The sequence below is a fragment of the Brevundimonas sp. FV1ps31S genome, assembly GCF_058681265.1.
The window spans coordinates 853492-871745 of sequence record NZ_CM178735.1 but is presented as its reverse complement, the minus strand read 5'-3'; the positions used below and the strand labels follow the sequence as shown (position 1 = coordinate 871745).

The 18254-nt window shown below is 66.7% G+C and carries 19 protein-coding genes; 8 read left to right on the top strand and 11 right to left on the bottom strand.

All coding sequences use genetic code 11. The annotated features are described in order from the left end of the window. A complete protein-coding gene (locus ACVPT3_RS04045; protein ID WP_492042919.1) occupies nt 1-516 on the top strand; it encodes a hypothetical protein in 516 nt (171 codons plus the stop codon). 90 nt (nt 517-606) lie between these two features. Further along, entirely contained in the window at nt 607-1512 is a 906-nt protein-coding gene (locus ACVPT3_RS04040; protein ID WP_492042918.1) for a cobalamin biosynthesis protein CbiG, read from the top strand. 51 nt (nt 1513-1563) lie between these two features. Here the strand turns inward: ACVPT3_RS04040 and ACVPT3_RS04035 are convergent, their stop codons facing one another. From ACVPT3_RS04035 to ACVPT3_RS04010, 6 genes are all read right to left on the bottom strand, one after another. Beyond that, a complete protein-coding gene (locus tag ACVPT3_RS04035) occupies nt 1564-2742 on the bottom strand; it encodes a carboxynorspermidine decarboxylase (protein WP_492042917.1) in 1179 nt (392 codons plus the stop codon). A gap of 10 nt (nt 2743-2752) precedes the next feature. Next, nucleotides 2753-3958 (bottom strand): saccharopine dehydrogenase family protein, encoded by a 1206-nt coding sequence (locus ACVPT3_RS04030; RefSeq protein WP_492042916.1) that lies wholly within the window; start codon nt 3956-3958, stop codon nt 2753-2755. 210 nt (nt 3959-4168) lie between these two features. Further along, a complete protein-coding gene (locus ACVPT3_RS04025) occupies nt 4169-5041 on the bottom strand; it encodes a hypothetical protein (protein WP_492042915.1) in 873 nt (290 codons plus the stop codon). Beyond that, nucleotides 5038-5613, bottom strand: coding sequence for a hypothetical protein (locus ACVPT3_RS04020; protein WP_492042914.1), 576 nt, complete (start codon nt 5611-5613; stop codon nt 5038-5040). Before ACVPT3_RS04020 ends, ACVPT3_RS04025 begins: the two co-directional genes overlap by 4 nt. Before the next feature lie 134 nt (nt 5614-5747). Next, nucleotides 5748-7445 carry a DNA repair protein RecN gene (gene recN, locus ACVPT3_RS04015; protein ID WP_492042913.1) on the bottom strand — a complete coding sequence of 566 codons (1698 nt, stop codon included), beginning with the start codon at nt 7443-7445 and terminating at the stop codon, nt 5748-5750. 97 nt (nt 7446-7542) lie between these two features. Continuing rightward, nucleotides 7543-8397, bottom strand: a complete 855-nt coding sequence (locus ACVPT3_RS04010; protein WP_492042912.1) for an outer membrane protein assembly factor BamD — start codon at nt 8395-8397, stop codon at nt 7543-7545. Nucleotides 8398-8589: 192 nt separating this feature from the next. On the opposite strand from ACVPT3_RS04010, the gene ACVPT3_RS04005 reads away from it, so the two are divergent. Together ACVPT3_RS04005 and ACVPT3_RS04000 are read left to right on the top strand one after the other, a co-directional pair. Beyond that, complete coding sequence (locus tag ACVPT3_RS04005; protein ID WP_492042911.1) at nt 8590-9525, top strand: ribose-phosphate pyrophosphokinase; 936 nt, start codon at nt 8590-8592, stop codon at nt 9523-9525. 87 nt (nt 9526-9612) lie between these two features. Then, entirely contained in the window at nt 9613-10695 is a 1083-nt protein-coding gene (locus ACVPT3_RS04000) for a hypothetical protein (protein WP_492042910.1), read from the top strand. Nucleotides 10696-10768: 73 nt separating this feature from the next. Here the strand turns inward: ACVPT3_RS04000 and ACVPT3_RS03995 are convergent, their stop codons facing one another. Continuing rightward, nucleotides 10769-10978, bottom strand: a complete 210-nt coding sequence (locus ACVPT3_RS03995) for a hypothetical protein (protein WP_492042909.1) — start codon at nt 10976-10978, stop codon at nt 10769-10771. Between the two features lie 21 nt (nt 10979-10999). Continuing rightward, nucleotides 11000-12280 carry an isocitrate lyase gene (gene aceA, locus ACVPT3_RS03990; protein ID WP_492042908.1) on the bottom strand — a complete coding sequence of 427 codons (1281 nt, stop codon included), beginning with the start codon at nt 12278-12280 and terminating at the stop codon, nt 11000-11002. 156 nt (nt 12281-12436) lie between these two features. On the opposite strand from aceA, the gene ACVPT3_RS03985 reads away from it, so the two are divergent. From ACVPT3_RS03985 to ACVPT3_RS03975, 3 genes are read left to right on the top strand one after another with little or no spacing between them, the layout of a single operon-like run. Then, complete coding sequence (locus ACVPT3_RS03985) at nt 12437-13867, top strand: helix-turn-helix domain-containing protein (RefSeq protein WP_492042907.1); 1431 nt, start codon at nt 12437-12439, stop codon at nt 13865-13867. A gap of 36 nt (nt 13868-13903) precedes the next feature. Further along, nucleotides 13904-14251 carry a hypothetical protein gene (locus tag ACVPT3_RS03980; RefSeq protein WP_492042906.1) on the top strand — a complete coding sequence of 116 codons (348 nt, stop codon included), beginning with the start codon at nt 13904-13906 and terminating at the stop codon, nt 14249-14251. Next, nucleotides 14248-14520 (top strand): type II toxin-antitoxin system RelE/ParE family toxin, encoded by a 273-nt coding sequence (locus tag ACVPT3_RS03975; protein WP_492042905.1) that lies wholly within the window; start codon nt 14248-14250, stop codon nt 14518-14520. The genes ACVPT3_RS03980 and ACVPT3_RS03975 overlap by 4 nt, the downstream gene beginning before the upstream one ends. A gap of 4 nt (nt 14521-14524) precedes the next feature. Here ACVPT3_RS03975 and ACVPT3_RS03970 read toward each other — a convergent pair whose 3' ends face one another. From ACVPT3_RS03970 to ACVPT3_RS03960, 3 genes are all read right to left on the bottom strand, one after another. Continuing rightward, entirely contained in the window at nt 14525-15355 is an 831-nt protein-coding gene (locus ACVPT3_RS03970) for a universal stress protein (protein ID WP_492042904.1), read from the bottom strand. Nucleotides 15356-15426: 71 nt separating this feature from the next. After that, entirely contained in the window at nt 15427-16884 is a 1458-nt protein-coding gene (locus ACVPT3_RS03965) for a hypothetical protein (RefSeq protein ID WP_492042903.1), read from the bottom strand. A gap of 66 nt (nt 16885-16950) precedes the next feature. Next, a complete protein-coding gene (locus ACVPT3_RS03960; RefSeq protein WP_492042902.1) occupies nt 16951-17940 on the bottom strand; it encodes a helix-turn-helix transcriptional regulator in 990 nt (329 codons plus the stop codon). Nucleotides 17941-18032: 92 nt separating this feature from the next. Here ACVPT3_RS03960 and ACVPT3_RS03955 point away from each other — a divergent pair, with 92 nt between their 5' ends. Beyond that, the gene (locus ACVPT3_RS03955; RefSeq protein ID WP_492042901.1) at nt 18033-18254 is read left to right on the top strand and encodes a hypothetical protein; all 222 of its coding nucleotides are present in this window, start codon (nt 18033-18035) and stop codon (nt 18252-18254) included.

The following is an 18254-nucleotide window of genomic DNA, read 5'->3' as shown; positions in this document are numbered from 1 at the left end:
ATGGCCGAGGTCGTGCGGGTGATCCTGCTGATCGCCTTGGCGGCGGCCCTGCTGACGACCCTGGCCCTGGCCCTGTCCTGGTGGATGGAACCGCCGCGCCGCATCCGCCGCGCCTTGCTGAAGGCCCTGGGCGTCCCGCCTGAGGTCGAGGCGGTTTCACCGCGCGAGGGCCGGGCCTGCGCCCTGAACTTCGACATCGAACAGGTGGTGGTGCTGTGGGCCAACGGCGCCCACGGCCTGGCCTACGCCTTCGAGGAGGTCGAGGGCGGCGAGATCATCGTCGACGGCCATGTGGTCGCCCGCATCCGGCGCGGCGAGGCGCGCAAGGCGCTGGACGTTCTGGCGCCCGACGCCGAACAGGTGGTGCTGCGGCTGATGTTCGCGGACGCCCGCCATCCCGAGTTCGAGCTGGCCCTTTGGGGCGCCAGTTTTGCAGGCGAGACCGGCTCTCCCGGCGAGGCGCTGCGGCTGGGCCGGCGCTGGCTGTCGCACCTGGAAGCCCTGCTGAAGGGCTGACGGAAACCCATCGCCCCCTTCCGATTGGGCGGCGAGAGGTCTAGAACCCCCGCTCATTCCTAACGACACGCCTTTTTACGGGAGGCCGCCTTGGCCCGCCTATTCGACGCCTATGTCGTCGCCGACTGGACCGCCGCCGAAACCAAGAAACTCGGCGACACCTCGCTGTGGATCGGGGTGGCCAAGCGCGACGTGCGGTTCCGCCTCTATACCGAGACGCACAATGTCGCCACGCGGGCCGAGGGCGAGGCCCTGCTGGCCTCGATCCTGGCGGATCACAGGAAGCGCGGCGACAGGGTTCTGGTCGGGCTGGACTTCAATTTCGGCTATCCGGTCGGCACGGCCGCGCGGCTGAAGCTGGACGGAACCCCTTGGCAAGCCATGTGGAAATTCATCGCGTCCAACGTCGTGGACAAGGCCGATAATACGAACAACCGCTATCAGGTGGCAGCCAAGATGAACCGGTTGATGACGGACGAGGCCTGGCCGCTGTGGGGCGCCCCGGCCAAGCAGGCGCAGCGCTGGCTGACCACGACCAAGCCTCCGGTCGGCGCAGGCGCCGACATTCCCGAGTTCCGGGCGACCGAGAATGCGGCGCGCAAGGGCAAGCTGCAGCCCAAGAGCGTGTGGCAGATGCACGGCGCCGGCGCCGTGGGCGGCCAGACGCTGGTGGGCATCCCGGCCGTGCGCAGGTTACTGGAAAGCCTGGGGTCTTCGGGCACCGTCTGGCCGTTCGGCACCGGCTGGCGCGCGCTGACGCCCGAGGATGTCGAGCCCCTGTCGGCCCTGGTGGTCGAGGTCTGGCCGTCCATGTTCGACGGCAAGCCCAATGAGGGCGAGTTCAAGGATCAGGCCCAGGTCCGGTCGACCGCCGAGGCCCTGGCCCAGATGGACGAAGCCGGCGATCTGGCCAAGGCTTTCGGTCCACCCAAGGACGCGACGCCCGAGCTGATCGCCCAGGTCGAGCAGGAAGAAGGCTGGATTCTGGCGGTCTGAATCTGGAGAAACCCTCGACAAATTCTGGAGAATTTGTCGAGGTTCTATCAGTCAGGACAGGCGGTCACGAAACTCTGAATAGTCGAATTCGCGGACCAGTTTCAGCGCGTCGGTGTCGCTGTTCCACAGGGCGATGGCCGGCAGCGGCACCCCGTTGAAGGTGTTGGTCTTCACCATCGAATAGTGGGCCTGGTCCAGGAAGGCGATGCGGGTTCCCGGCGTCGGCGCAGTGGCGAAGCCATAGTCGCCGATGATGTCGCCGGCCAGGCAGGAGGGGCCGCCCAGCCGATAGGTCACGCCGCCCTCGGCCTCGTTCAGCATGGCCGGGCGATAGGGCGCCTCGATCACGTCCGGCATGTGACAGGTCGCCGAGATGTCGGTGATGGCGATGGCCATGCCGTTGTGGAAGGTGTCCAGCACCTCGCCCACCAATATGCCGGCGTCCAGCGCAATGGCCTCGCCCGGCTCGATATAGACCTGAAGCCCGTAGCGCTCGCCCAGATCCTTCAGGAAGCCGACCAGGGCGTCGATGCGGTAGTCGGCGCGGGTCACATGGTGGCCGCCGCCCAGGTTGATCCATTTCAGATCCGGCAACAGGGGCGCGAGCTTCGGCTCCACGGCCTGCCAGATCCGCTCCAGCGGCTCGAACCCCTGTTCGCACAGGGCGTGGATGTGCAGGCCGTCGACGCCGTCCAGATGCACCGGCGTCAGCTGCGACACCGGGAAGCCGAGGCGCGAGCCCAGCTGGCAGGGGTCGTATTTGGCGACCTCGCCTTCCGAATGCTCCGGGTTCAGCCGCAGGCCGATGTCGAACACCTGACCCTCTGCGCGGGCGGCGGCGATCAGATCGGCGAAGCGGGCGATCTGGTCCGGAGCGTTGAAGATGACCGTGTCCGACAGACGCAGGATCTCGGGCAGGTCGGCGGGCTTGTAGGCGGGGGAATAGGTGGTCAGGTGGCCCTGATAGAACTCCCGCGCCAGCCGCGCCTCCCACAGGCCGGAGGCGCAGACGCCGTCGAGGTATTCCCCGACGACGTCGGCCAGCGACCACATGGAAAAGGCCTTCAGGGCCAGCAGGACCCGGGCGTTTCCGCGCGCCCCGACGTCCTGAAGGACCGACAGGTTGCGACGCACCGCGACCTCGTCGACCACGAAGGCGGGCGACGGGACGCGGTTCAGGTCGAACCGGGCGAAGGCGCCCGGTCCGCCGGCCTGGGTCTGCATGACCATGGGCGTATCCTCAGAAGTCCAGCGGAGCGGGCAGTTCCTCGACCGTCCACGGCAGACCGTGCTTGTTCAGCATGTCCATAAAGGGATCGGGGTTCAGTTGTTCAATGTTGAACACACCCTCGCCCTTCCACTGGCCGGTCAGCATCAGGGCCGCGCCGATCATGGCGGGAACGCCGGTGGTGTAGCTGACGGCCTGGTTGCCGGTCTCGGCATAGGCTTCCTGGTGATCGCAGATGTTCTTGACGTAGACCGTCTTGGCCGCGCCGTCCTTCAGACCGGTGGCGATGGTGCCGATATTGGTCTTGCCCTTGGTGATCGGGCCCAGCGACGAGGGTTCCGGCAGCAGGGCCTTCAGGAACTCGATCGGGATGATCTCGCGGCCCTGGAACATCATCGGCTCGATCGAGGTCATACCGATGTTCTCGAGCACTTCCAGATGCTTGAGATAGGAGTCGCCGAAGGTCATCCAAAAGCGGATGCGCTTGATTTCCGGATAGAATTTTGCCAGCGATTCCAGCTCCTCATGGTACATGAGGTACATGTTCTTTTGACCCACGCCCTCGAAATCGAAGGTCTGCTTGTGCGACAGGGCCGGACCCTCGACCCACTGGCCGTCGGCCCAGTGACGCGACGGGGCGGTCACTTCGCGCAGATTGATCTCGGGATTGAAGTTGGTCGCGAACGGCAGGCCGGTGTCGCCGCCGTTGCAGTCCAGGATGTCGAGGGTCTCGATCGAATCCAGCAGGTGCTTCTTCGTATAGGTGGTGAAGACCGAGGTCACGCCGGGGTCGAAGCCCGAGCCCAGCAGGGCCATCAGCCCGGCGTCCTTGAAGCGGTCCTGATAGGCCCACTGCCACTTGTATTCGAACTTGGCCTCGTCGCGCGGCTCGTAGTTGGCGGTGTCGAGATAGTTGACCCCGGCGGCCAGGCAGGCGTCCATGATGGCCAGGTCCTGATACGGCAGGGCCAGGTTGACGACCAGGGCGGGCTTGACCGCCTGGATCAGGGCCGTGGTCGCCGCCACGTCGTCGGCGTCGATCGCCGCCGTGTCGATGGTCACGCCGAAGCGCGATTTGACGGATTCGGCGATGGCGTCGCACTTCGACTTGGTGCGGCTCGCCAGAGTGATGTGCGAGAAGATGTCCGCATTCATCGCCATCTTGTGGACCGCGACGGAACTGACGCCGCCGGCGCCAATGACCAGCACCCTGCTCATGTGTGCTTCTCCTGAAGACTGAAATGCTCTGGCGACATCGCCGCCCTTATAAAGGGCGGGGCTCTTAGCACGATGATGACAGGACCGCTAATGCGGGGGGCGTTGGGGGAGAATTCGGGGGGTTATTTGGCCGGGAGCCGGCCGCCCCTCCCCTTTCCCCGTCATCCCAGGGCTTGTCCCTGGGATCCATACGCCAGGATCTATCCGGTTCTAAGGCGCTATTATCGCACTATCGGTTCCACAACTCGGGCACTTGATTGCGGCTGACACATGCTGACGCCTACCCTCGAAAGGGCATTTGAGTACAGCAGGGTGGTAGTGCCCGACGATGTGCTCAGGTGGCACTCTGTGATGTAGAATGATCGAAAAGTCCCGCGCCGGTAGCCAATTCGGCGAATTGACTGTCTGGTGGGTCCATTCTTGAAGGAAGGCGCGCGCTAAAGCGTCTCGCGTCCTTGGTGTTGTCCAAGACAGCGGTATGTCGCATTCAACTATTGTCGGCACGCCGCGCGATCTCATCACATGACGCCCACTTGCAGGCAGGAACGCTGAGATCCACTCACTTCCGTAAAGGGCGTAGTGCCCGATATGGTCCAGCTGTGGGCGATCATCTAGACAGAGATATAACTTGCCGGTGTCACGCTCCCTAAAGTCGTAGGCGGCAATCCTGTCCTCGAGAGAGGGTCTCATCCAAGCCAAAGCCTCCTCTTCAGCAACAATCCGGCGAACCTCATTTTCCAGCTTTGTGGGATCGTTCACCAAAAGCCCTTCTCGGTGAAAAACGCCGGCATCGTCCAGGCGACAGCCATGATACGTTCTCAGCAGCACTCTATCTAACTCGTCGCCTAATGACTGGATGATGGTTTCGATGTCATCGGAAGCCTCAGGCTTAAGGACGAGGTCGAGCCAGTCACAGTCATCCCAGCAGATATCTTGCTCGCCAAGAGATCGCAGGCGCTCAGCCCCTCCTGCGCGAAGGTCAAAGGCAAGCCAGTCGGTAAGGGGCTGATACCAAGTATAGAGCTCTTTCCAGATAAGCGGCCCCGCGGGGTTAAGGCGCTGCTCGACCGCAAACTGAGTCATGACTCCCCTATTTCAGGTAGGGGCAACCCGGCCGCGCGCCGCCACGCGTCAATTACGTTTTGCAGGACGCCGCTGAGAGCTCGCGGGCCGCCTTTTGATAGAATAAGAACCTGCTCAGCGCCGCCATATTTGCCTTCGCCGTAGTCGCCCCCGCCGTAGCCAGCCCTTGAGACAAGAACGGCGTCGTTCGCCGAGACCAGACGACGTTCCGGCTTAAGAGTAAGCTCGGCATGTTTAAGGGCGTCCGCAACATCATGGATGAGCTTCACGTCCGTGACGAGTGTGTCCGACCGAAGCGCAGTGCAATGTCCGGCGACCCAAGTTCTGATCGTTCCCAGATCGGTAACCGTGTGCGGCAGCCAATCAGGCCGGGCGCGTTGAACGATCTCAGCAAAGTGGTGAACGTAGAAGCTAGCGGCGCCCCCGAAGCGGAGAGCCCGATATCGAGCCGCTCTTTTCAGAGTATCATTCTCTCCATTGATCGCGCTTGATAGATTCGTCTCGGCACCCAAGTAATCCTGCCAAGCCGGTACCACGATCTCTAGGAAATGCTCATCCCACTGAAGCTGCATGCCCAATTCTACCATCAGTCTCGCGGAAAGATAAGCACCTCACAACAGCTACGACCAAATCGCTGATCTGTCGGAAGGGAAATCGTCAACTGCCGCGATGGCTCAAAAGCCGCGAACAGTCGTTCCCAACGCCCCTACCCGATCAACGCCCGCGCCGCCGCCCTCGCCTCATCGGTGATCTCCGCCCCTGACAGCATCCGCGCGATCTCTTCCTGACGGCGCGCGTCGTCCAGGGCCACCACCGTGGTGGTGGTCGTGCCCTCGTGGTCGGCCTTCATCACCTTCCAGTGGGCGTGGCCGCGGGCGGCGACCTGGGGGCTGTGGGTGACGACCAGGACCTGGGCGCCGGTGGACAGGCGTTTCAGGCGCGAGCCGACGGCCTCGGCCACGGCGCCGCCGACGCCCTGGTCTACCTCGTCGAAGATCATGACCGGCTGGCGCATGTCCTCGCGGCTGGCCAGGGCGGCCTTCATGGCCAGGGCGAACCGGGCCAGTTCGCCGCCCGAGGCGATGGCGTCCAGCGGGCCGAAGTCGGTTCCGGCGTTGGTGGCGATCTGGAAGCGGATGGTCTCGACCCCGTCGGGGCCGCGCCGGCCCTCGATCGGCTCCAGCGCCACGCGGAAACGGGCGCGCTCCAGCTTCAGCGGACCCAGTTCGCCCATGACGGCGGCGGTCAGGCGGTCGGCCGCCGCCTCGCGCGCGGAGGTCAGGAAGGTGGCCGCCAGGTCGTAGGCTTCGGCGGCCTCGGCGGCCTCGCGGCCCGCATTGGCCAGGGCCTCCTCCCCGTCCTCGATCAGGCGCAGCTGTTCGCGCAGGCGGATGCGAAGCGACGGCAGGGCGTCGACCGTGGTGTTCAACTTGCGGGCGGCGGCGCGCAGGGCGAACAGCCGTTCCTCGGCCTTGTCCAGGCGGCCCGGCTCATAGTCGAAGGCGTCGGCGGCGGCGTCCACGGCGGCGACCGCCTCGGCCGCCTCGACCATGGTGCGGTCGATGGCCTCGACGGCAGCGGACAGTTTGACGATGACCGGGTGGTCGCCCTCGGCCCCCGCCTGGCCGGCGCGCTGGCGGGCGTGTTCGACGGCGCGCAGGGCGGCGCCCAGTTTCTGGCTCAGCTTGTCGCCGCCCAGCTGGGTCCGGGCGTCGGCCAGATCGGCGATGGCTTTTTCGGCGGCGCCCAGCAGGGCGCGTTCGCCCGCCAGTTCCGTCTCCTCGTCGGCGCGGGGGTCCAGGGCGTCGAGTTCGGACAGGTTGAGGGTGATTTCCTCGACGCGGGCGGCGGCGTCGGCGGCCTGGGCCTTCAGCTCGGCCAGTTTGGCCTCGGCGGCCTTCAGCTTGGTCGAGGCGGCGGCGACGGCCTGGAGCTGGGGCTGAAGCCCGCCATAGGCGTCCAGCAGGCCCCGGTGGGTGCGCCAGTCCAGCAGGCCGACGGTCTCATGCTGGCCGTGAACCTCGACCATGGCGGCGCCGATCTCGCGCAGGGCCGTGACCCCGGCGGGCTGGTCGTTGACATAGGCCCGGCTGCGGCCGTCGGCGTTCAGCACCCGGCGCAGGATCAGGTCCTCGCCCGGCTGGACCTCGAATCCCTTGTCGGCGATCAGGGCCAGCAGGTCCGGGTCGTCCGGGGCGCTGAAGATGGCGGTGGCCACAGCCTGTTTGGCGCCGTTTCGCACCAGGCCCGCGTCGCCGCGCCCGCCCAGGGCCAGGCCCAGGGCGTCCAGAATGATCGACTTGCCCGCCCCCGTCTCGCCCGTCAGCACGGTCAGGCCGGTCTCGACGTCGAGATCCAGCACGTCGACCAGGACGACGTCGCGGATGGAAAGGGCGGTCAGCATGGGAGTCGGTCGCCGGTGGAACGAATCAGGATCACGCCGACAGAATCGAGAGATGCGCAGGGATACACAAGGTTATTTCCCCGCCCCTCCTGGACGATCAGCCCGGGATGATCCGTTGCAGCCAGGATTCGCGCTTGGCCTCGGGGGCTTTTTCCGGGGCCTGGCCGTTTTCGGTCAGCAGGGCGTAGGCCTCGGCGTACCAGGGGCTGCCGGGGAAGTTGTAGCCCAGAACGGCGCCGTTGCGGGTCGCCTCTTCCTTCAGACCCAGCTGAAGATTGACCTCGACGAGACGATACAGGGCCTCGGGCGTGTGGGAGGTGCGCTGGAACTCGGGGTTGGCGATGACGGCCTTGTAGCGGTTCAGGGCCGCCAGCGGCTGGTTGGCGCGCTGATAATAGCGGCCGATGTTCATTTCCTTGCCGGCCAGCTGGTCGTTGACCATGTCGATCTTGACGGCGGCGTCGGTGGCGTAGGGGGTGCCCGGATAGCGGCGGGCGACGTCCTTCAGACCCGCCAGAGCGGCGTTGGCGTAGCCCTGGTCGCGGCCCACGTCGGTGATCTGTTCGAAATTGCAAACCGCCTTCATGTAAAAGGCGTAGGCCGCCGACGGATTGCCGGGGAACAGGGAGATGAACCGGTCCGAGGCCGCGATGGCTTCGGCGTAATTGTTGTTCTGGTAGTAGGCGTAGACCTGCATCAGGATCGAACGACGCGCCCAGTCCGAATAGGGGTGCTGGCGTTCCACCTCCTGGAAATAGTCGACGGCGTCGGCCCAGCGCTTCTGTTCCAGACGCTGATAACCGGTGTTGTAGAGCGCCTCGACCGGCCGCTCTTCATAGGCCAGCTTGGGACGCTTATTGCCGGCGCAACCCGAAATTGTCAGAGCGGCGGCCGCCGCGGCCATCAGCACCAGGCCGGAACGGAACTTAGAAACGGACAAGGACGACCCCATGACGAGCGGAGACCGGCTTGCGGCCAAGCCTCCGGAAACGAACGCGGCGATCTCTAGCACCCACGACCGGGACACGCCATGCCGACGAAAACTCTCCGTCCACGACTTGCCCTGCCCGGCTCCGCTGGTAAAGAGCGCGCCAACCGACCGCCGTTCATGGGGGTCGGATGACGGCGAAAGGATGACCAGCCGATGAAGCTGCTCTCAGGCAACTCCAACCGGGCCCTTTCCCAGGCCATCGCGGACCACCTGGACGGACCGCTGACCAAGGCCCAGGTCAAGCGTTTCGCCGACAACGAGGTCTTCGCCGTCATCGAGGAGAACGTCCGCGGCGAGGACGTCTTCATCCTTCAGTCGACCAGCTATCCGGCCAACGACAATCTGATGGAGCTGCTGATCATCACGGATGCGCTGGTGCGCGCCTCCGCCCGGCGGATCACGGCCGTCATGCCCTATTTCGGCTATGCCCGTCAGGACCGGAAGACCGGCGGCCGCACGCCGATCTCGGCCAAGCTGGTGGCCAATCTGATCACCCGCGCCGGCGCGGACCGGGTGCTGACCATGGATCTGCACGCGGGCCAGATTCAGGGCTTCTTCGATATTCCGACCGACAATCTGGTGGCCACCCCGGTCCTGGCCCAGGACATCCGCGAACATTATTCGCGCGGTGACGACCTGATGATCGTCTCGCCCGACGTCGGCGGCGTGGTGCGGGCCCGCTCGCTGGCCAGCCGTCTGAACGCCGACCTGGCCATCGTCGACAAACGCCGTCCCAAGGCGGGCGAGAGCGAGGTCATGAACATCATCGGCGACGTAGAAGGCCGTCGTTGCATCCTGTTCGACGACATCGTCGATTCCGGCGGCACCCTGGTGAATGCGGCCAAGGCCCTGATGGATCAGGGCGCGACCGAGGTCTCGGCCTATATCAGCCACGGCGTCCTGTCGGGCCCGGCCGTGCAGCGGATCACGGACGGTCCGCTGAAGGAACTGGTGATCACCGACTCGATCGAACAGCCCCACGAAGTTTTGAACTGCTCCAAAATCCGCACGGTTTCCGTGGCTCCGCTGATCGGTGAAGCTATCCGCCGGATCGCCAACGAAGAATCCGTATCGAAGTTGTTCGATTAATCTTCGGCAAACCGCTTTCGGCACGTTATAAGCGCCTTCAAGTACGCGCCCCTTGCCGGGGCTTTCAGTATCTGTGGACGTGCCCCTATGCCCAAGGCCTTCATGACCCGCGGCCTGTCGATCGCCGCCCTCGCGGCAGCCGCCTTCCTGGCGAGCTGCAGCACCAAGGAACCCGAGGCGGCTCCGCCTCCTACTCCTCCCCCGCCGCCGCCCGTCACCTTGAACGAAGGCGTGGCCCAGGCCGCTTCCATCTATGTGGCCTTCCTGCGGGAGGCCGAGACCATCCAGCCGGGCGGCTTCCCGGACGCGGAATCCATTCAGGCGGCGATCCGCAAAGGCTCGGCCTATGAACCCGCCCAGTTGTCGCGTGGGCTGATCGCCTACGGATCCATCATCGCGCTGCAGTCGCCCGAATTCGTCGCCGGCGTACGTCAGTTCGCCGTGGATCCGGTGCAGCGTCAGGAAATGGTGGCGCGCATCGTTGCAGATCCGGCCTATGCCGCCACACTGCCCGGCGCCGACGCCGCCGCCGGCCTGATCGCGGCGACCATCGGCAAGGACGCGACCGCAATCCGGGCCATCGCCGAAGCCGTGGAGGCCGACGCCTATACGGTGCAGGAACGCCGTGATCCGCGCCGCCGCTGGGCCGTCACCCATATCCCGAACCGCGAAGTGCGACTGGAGGGAGCCAAGACCCTGTCGGCGGCGACGATGCTGCCGTCGGCGGAGGAATCCAGCCGTCTGTTCACCGCCGCCAACACCGGCCGCGGGCTGGACGTCGAAGCGTCGCGCAAGGCGCCGCCCTATACGCCGGCCGTAACCCGCTCCCTGGCGATCGCCGCCCTGGCCTCCCTCGGCGCGGCAGGCGATGAGGCGCGCGCCAATACCGATGCACTCGTGGTCGAGACCAACAGCGAATTCTGCCTGAACATGTCCAAGCTGATGCTGTTCCAGTGCCTGGCGGCATCGCGTCCGAGCTATGAGGACATGTTCTGCCTTGGCCGCCACATCGCGCGCGACCTGGCCACCTGCGCCACCCAGGCCGTGATCTCGCCCCAGGTTTCGGTCGGCGAACTGCTGGACGCCGGCGCTGAACCGCCGGATCGTCCGAGCCAGACCCCGGTTCAGGTGACCCTGACGCCGTCGTCGGCGCCAACCCCGTCGAGCTGACACCCGGGACGACACGACGAAAAAAGGCCCGCTCCGATCGCTCGGGGCGGGCCTTTCCATTTCCGACGCGCGCCTATTCGTAGCCGTGAGCCGCCTCATTGATCACCTGGGACGGCATGGACGAGAAGTCCACGGCGATCGGATTGGCGACCTTGGCCTGATAGGTCCGCAGCACGTGCGTCATGCGACGGCGCACCTCGCGTTCCGCCTCGGCGCCGGCGTCCAGCGCCAGGGGCGCCAGGCAGAAGTCTATAATGGCTTCGGTTCGGGTCAGCGGTTCCATTTGGGCGGTTCCTTTTTGGGGTTAAGCCGCGTGGGTGAACTGGGCGGTCTCGGTCGAGTCCTTCAGCGCCGTCGTCGAAGACGTGCCGTTGGAGATGACCGTGGCGACCTGGTCGAAATAGCCGGTGCCGACTTCGCGCTGGTGGCGGGTGGCGGTGTAGCCGATGGATTCGTTGGCGAACTCCCGCTGCTGCAGCTCCGAATAGGCCGCCATGCCGCGATCGCGATAACCGTCCGCCAGCTCGAACATCGAGTTGTTCAGCGCGTGGAAGCCGGCCAGGGTCACGAACTGGAACTTGTAGCCCATGGCCCCCAGCTCGCGCTGGAACTTGGCGATGGTGGCGTCATCCAGCTTGGCCTTCCAGTTGAAGGAGGGCGAGCAGTTGTAGGCCATCAGCTTGCCCGGATGCTTCTTCTGCACGGCTTCCGCGAACTTCTTCGCGTCGTCCAGGTCCGGATGGCTGGTCTCCCACCACAGTAGGTCGGCGATGTTGGCATAGGACAGGCCGCGCGCGATGCAATGATCCAGACCCGTGCCTTCCTTCAGGCGGAAGAAGCCCTCGGGCGTGCGGTTGTCGCGATCGATGAAGGGCTGGTCGCGCTCGTCGATGTCCGAGGTGATCAGCTGGGCGCTTTCGGCGTCGGTGCGGGCGACCGTGATGGTCGGCGTGCCCATGACGTCGGCGGCCAGCCGCGCGGCGACCAGATTGCGCTCATGCGCCTGAGTCGGGATCAACACCTTGCCGCCCAGGTGGCCGCACTTCTTCTCCGACGCCAGCTGGTCCTCGAAGTGGACGCCGGCGGCGCCCGCCTCGATGAAGGCCTTCATGATCTCGAAGCTGTTCAGCGGCCCGCCGAAGCCGGCCTCGGCGTCAGCGACGATGGGGACGAACCAGTCGCGCTTGGCGCCGCCTTCGGCGTGCTCGATCTGGTCGGCGCGCTGCAGGGTGCGGTTGATGCGGCGGCACAGTTCCGGCGCGGCGTTGGCCGGGTACAGCGACTGGTCCGGATACATGGCGCCGGCCGTATTGGCGTCGGCCGCGACCTGCCAGCCGGACAGATAGATGGCCTTCAGCCCGGCGCGGACCATCTGCATGGCCTGGTTGCCGGTGACGGCGCCCAGGGCGTTGATGAAGGGCTCGTCGTGCAGCAACTGCCACAGGCGATTGGCGCCGCGCTCGGCCAGGGTGTGGGTGACCGGCACCGATCCGCGCAGGCGCAGGACGTCTTCCGGGGTGTAGGGGCGCTCGATGCCGTCGAAACGGCCGGCGGGCGAAGGAACCAGATCGGCGAAGGTGGTCATGGTCGAACTCGGTCTCTGAATAGCGCGGCCGCAGCCGCCGTCTCAGGGACAAGAACACGCTAAAGTCACGAATGACACAGGATCGCGCCGATCATTGATGTCAGTTTGTCACATCATGACTTTGCATAGTCAGTCATAATGTGACATTCTCCGACCATGGAAATCGCCGCCGATCGCAAGCTTTTCCTCGGCGCACGGCTGAAGCGGCTGAGGCGCGACCTGGCCCTGACCCAGACGGCCATGGCGGCCGACCTGGGCGTTTCACCCAGCTATCTCAATCACATAGAGCGGAATCAGAGGCCCGTTTCGGCCCAGCTGCTGCTGCGATTGGCCGAGACCTATGACGTCGATCTGCGCAGCCTGAACCAGGGCGGCGCGGCGGACGAGGCGCGGCTGGGCGAGGTTCTGACCGACCCCTTGTTCAAGGGCCTGTCCCTGCCCCGCCACGAACTGGTGCAACTGCTGGAGGAGGCGCCGGGCGTCGCCGACGCACTGTTGCGACTATATCAAGCCTTCGACGACGGCCGCACCCGGGCCCGCGCCGCCACCGAAAACGGCGAAGGCCTGGTCGAGACCAGCCCGGCCGAATGGGTGCGCGAATACATCCAGTCGCGCGGCAACCACTTCCCCGAACTGGACCAGATGGGCGAGGCCCTGGCCGAGGCCCTTGCGGCCGAGGCGCCCGCCCACGCCGACGGCTTCGAACCGGCGGCCCGCCAACGGTTGGCGGCGAAACACGATCTGGGCGTCCGCACCCTGCCGGCCGAGGTCATGGTGGAATGGACCCGGCGCTATGACCTGCACCGCCGCCGTCTGCTGCTGTCCGAGACCCTGGGGCCGTCGTCGCGCGCCTTCGCCATCGCCTATCAGCTGGCCCTGGTCGAACACGGCCCGGCCCTGCACGACATGGTCCAGGCCGCGAACGCCCCGGACGCCCCGACGCGATCCCTGCTGAAAGTCGCCCTGACCAATACCCTAGCGGCGGCCATCCTGATGCCCTACGCCGCCTTCCAGCGCACGGCGGAAGAGACCGGATATGATCTGGCGCGGCTCCAGGCCCGGTTCGGGGTCAGCTACGAACAGGCGGCGCATCGGTTGACGACCCTGTCGCGGCCGACGGCGCGGGGCGTGCCCTTCTTCCTGATGCGGGTCGATCAGGCGGGCAATATCTCCAAACGCTATGCGGCGGGCGCCTTTCCCTTCTCGCGTTTCGGCGGCGCCTGTCCGCGCTGGCGGCTGCACTCCGCCTTCCGCACGCCGGGCCGGATCATCACCCAGATCATCGAGACCCCCGATGGCGGCCGCTGGTTCACCATCGCCCGCACAGTGGAACGCCAGGGCCACGACGGCTATGGCGACGCCCACGACCTGGCCGTCGGCCTGGGCTGCGAGCTGCGCCACGCCCCCCGCCTGGCCTATGCCCACGGCCTGGATCTGGAGCGGCCCGAGGTCACGCCCATCGGCCCCGCCTGCCGCCTGTGCCACCGCCACCCCTGCGCCGAACGCGCCGCCGCACCGATCGACCGGCCCCTGGCCGTGGACGACTGGTCCAAATCGGTCAGCCCCTATCCGTTCGCAGCGATGTGAGTTCACAACTACTCATAGTTGTGACATGCTTGGATCATGGCCGATCATGTCCTGACCCTGCCCCTGACCGACGAGGCGCTTGAGCGGCTCACGGCAGCTGCGCGTGAGGCGGGCATGGAGCCGGAAGCCTATGCTGTCGCGATTCTCGACAAGGCGCTCGCGAGCGGGCGTGACGACGCCTCCGGCGACTTCGAAGTTCGAGAGAAGGACGCCGCCTTCGTCGTGGACAACCCAGAGCCTTGGCCTCCGACCACGCCTTACGACACCACCGAGGCCAAACGTCGGCTGGCTGAATACGACCGCACCGGCAAGTTCATAGAATTCGAAGACTGGGCGGCGGATTTCGAGGCTGAGATCGAGGCCATGTTGAAGGCCAAGGCTTGAAGATACGGCTGTCGCCCGATGCGATTCAGGATCGCCGACGGGTCATCGGCTTTCTGCGGGGCGTCAATCCAAACGCCGCCCGACGAGCAGGCCATATCATCACCAGGTCCATAGGCCGGCTGGCGGACACACCGATGATCGGGATCGACCTGGACGGTCTACGCCACCTCTACATCCCCTTCGGCGACAGCGGCTATGTCGTCCAATATCGCGTCGATGCGGACGTCGTCGTGGTCGCCCGCATCTTCCACGCTCGCGAAGACCGCTGAGGCCTCAGTGGCTCAGCAGCAGCCAGGACTGGCTGCGGTTCAGCAGGGCCTGGGTCACGCCGCCCAGCACCCATTCCCGCATCCGCGAATGGCCCCAGGCGCCGGAGACGATCAGATTGGCGCCCATCTGTTCGACCAGGGCCAGGATACGGTCGCCCGCGGGACGTTCATCCCGCACCTTGGCCTCGCTTTCGGCGACGACGCCGTGGCGTCGCAGCCAGGCGGCCACGTCGGCGACGCGGGCGGCCGCAGCGGCGGCGTCGGTCGAGGCGCAGATCTCGACCACCTTGACCTCGCGCGCCTGTTTCAGCAGCGGCAGGGCGGCGGCGACCGCGCGTTGGGCCTCGCGGCCTTCCTTCCAGGCCACCAGGACGACGCCGTCGACCGGCGCGGCCGAGGCCCGGGGCGGCGCGACCAGGACCGGTCGGCCGATGTTCATGATCAGGTCGCCGGCGTCCGGTGCGCGATAGGGCAGACGCCCGGCGTCACGGCCCACCAGGATCAGGTCCGCCGCGCGCGCATGGTGCGAGACGCAGGAGGCGGGATAGCCGGTCTCGGCCCTCCACTCATGCGTGATGCCGGTGTCCTTCATCGCCTCTAGGAAACGGGCCTTGGCGGCGGACAATTCGCCGTCCGCCTGGTCCCGCCGCAGGGTGAGTATCTCGCCCGCCATGCCGCCGGCGACATAGGCGTCCACCAGGGGAGGCTCCGGTTCGCTGACGGATATGCCGATCAGGCTCGCGTCATGAATGGCGGCGAGGTCCCGCGCGAAACCGATCCGCGCGACATTGTCGGCCTCGTCGTCCACATAGACCATCAGGCTCGCATAGGTCATGGCGATGCTCCTTGTTGCCACAGCCTGGATGCGCCTTTCGGGCCCGTCGCGCCTTGATCCGCGTCAAACCGTCAGGTCAGGATCACCCGCCCGTCCTCCAACCGGAAGCCCACGCCGGTGCGCTGGAACAGGCGGGCGATGACGGCCGACGGATCGGCGACGCCTTGGTCCAGCATGATCGAGACATCATTGGCCAGGGTGGGGTCGCGCGACAGGCGGGTCAGTTCGCCCAACCATTCGTCGCGGCTGAGGATTCCATCCTCATTGTCCCGCCGCTGGAACCCGGCGACCACGTCGAAGAAGTCGCCGCCGTCGGCTCGACGCTGGGCGGCTTCGATGACCATGCCCCAGACGGCGCCGCAGGCGTAATAGGCCCGGTGCTCACCCCTCTGTGCGGCCGACGAAACCGCCTTGCCGGCGGCCAGCCGGGCGCAGTCATCCACCTCGCGCTGCAATTCGGCATGCGCGTCATAGGCGGGATCCAGGGCCTGAAGCGCGCGCACGGCCATCAGGTCAGCGCCGCCCTCGGTGATCCAGGCTTCGCGCGCGTACTGATATTTCAGCCCCTGCGACCCCAGCCAGAAATGCGCCGCCTCGTGGCCGATGAACCAGCGGGCGCGGGCCAGGACGCGGGCGTCGGGGTCCACAATCCCCTCCCCCTCGAAATTCATCGAGATCAGGCCGGGCAGGACGCTGCCGCCCATGCTGGTGATCGAGTCCGTCGGGCCGGTCCAGCTGACCATCAGGGTCGGGGTGTCGCCCTTGGCCTGGCCCAGCCGGGAGGCGTAATAGGCCATGACGCGGGGCGTGAAACCGCCCAGTTCGTCGCCCAGCCAGCGCGGCAGACCCGGGTCGATCACGGTGGCGACCCCGTCGCCCAGACGGGTCGAGGCCTCGCCGAACAGGACATAGGTGTCGACGTCCAGGGCCGTGACCTCGGCCTTGCGGTCGCCCTTGAACAGGACGGGACCGGCCCGGTCCCGCCAGGTGATCCGGGCCGGACCGCCCGGCACATCGACGCCGTTCAGATCGCGCGGCAGGTCGCGAGCGGCGCCGGCGCCGGTCAGCGGAAAGAGGTCGAACTGGCCGGAATAGAGGGCCACCGTTCCGTCCGAGAACATCAGGGCCGGATCATACTGGGCCTCCAGATCCCCTTCCTGCGGCGTCATGATGATGCGGACGCGACGGGGGACAGGCCCGCCATCCAGCGAGCGCAGCACATCATAGTCGCCGATCCGCTCCAGCACCACGCCGGGGGTCTCGACCCGCCACCAGGCCGGTCGCCAGGGCTGGCGCGTCTCGCGCAACAGGGCGGACCGGAAGAAGGCCCAGGCCGGGGCGTCGCGGTCCAGCACATAGTCCGCCGTCCAGCGGTCGCCGTCGCGCACCACCGAAACGGCCACCGGTCCCTGCTCGGCTGCGACCTGCGACAAGGAGACGGGCGACGGAGCGGCGGCGGGCGTGGCGCAGGCGGCGAGACCGGACAGGCCGGCGAGGGCGCAGGATATGAGGGCCGACTTCAGACGCATGACGATCTCCGATAGGGGCGGAACCGCGATAGCGACGGCCGGCGTCGGCGTCACCTTAAGCCTTGTTCATCCGCGGGCCGCGTCCAGAGCGCGTCCGGCCGCCGCCAGTTCCCCGGCCATGACCGCCTTCAGCCGTTCCGGCGCCAGGATCACCGCCTGTTCGCCCCAGGTGAACAGGTGCCAGGCCAGTTCGCGCATGCCCGAGGCCCGGAACCGCACGATGACCGCGCCGTCCGCCTGATCCTCGAACGTCTGGGTGGGGTGCCAGCGCCAGCTCTTGGCCTCGGCCGCGCCTTCGGGGGCGATGCGCAGCACCACCTCCTCGATCTCGTCCTGATAGATGCCGAACGACTGGCTGGCGAAGACGCCCAGGTCGAAGTCGGCGGGCGGCACCGCCACCCCGTCCTGCGGGGCGACGCTGCTCATCCGGTCCAGGCGGAAGGTCTGGATACGGCCCGTCTCACGGTCGGCCGCGACGAGATAGTTGGCGCGGCCGAACATGACGCCGCACGGGGCGACGGTGCGGCGGCGCGGTTCGGCGCCCGGCCGGGAATAGGTGAAGCCCAGCGGCTGTTGCGCCAGCACCGCCCCGCGAATGGCGGTCAGCAGGCCTTCGTCCGCCGACGGGCGCGGTCCGGCCTGGACAGCGATGGTCTCGGCCCGCACCAGGGCCTCCAGATCCGGGGCCATCCGGTTCAGGGTGGTGGAGCGCATCGCCGCCTTCAGCTTGCGCTCCAGCCCTTCCAGCGCCGCCGCCCGCGCCGGTTCGCCCGCCGCGCGCAGGGCCGTGGCCGCCTTTGACAGTTCCAGCATCTCGGTCGAGGTCGGCGCCTGTTCGAAGGCCGACAGCCCGCCGCGGATGCGCCAGCGTTTCGACGGCGGGTCCGACACCTCCTCGACCGTGGGAAACAGCATGAAGACGGCGTCGCGCATCCGCTCGGCGGTGCGGCGGCTGACGCGCATGTCGCGCGCCATCTCGTCCAGGGTCAGGCCTTCGGCGCTGGCGGCCAGCCGCCGCGCCAGGTCGATCACCATGGCCGCCTTGTCGTGTCTCACCGTCGCTCCTGAATGATACGTCCGTTTCTGACGCATCAGTGCACCATAACATCCTCATCGACAAGAGGCCGACCGCTTCAGGAGATCATCACATGGCTCGTTTCCAACCCACCCGCGCCGTCAACGCCAACCGCTATCTGATCGTCCCGTGCGAGGCCGACGGCTCGTCGGACCTGGCCGTCATCTGGGATCGGCTGGAGGAACAGGTGGTGGACGTCATCTCCGCCGCCGCCATCGCCCGCTATTCGGACGAGGACGCCCTGTGGGACGAGGCCCGGTCGGACCCGGAAACGCCCTGGCTGATGGCGGCCTGA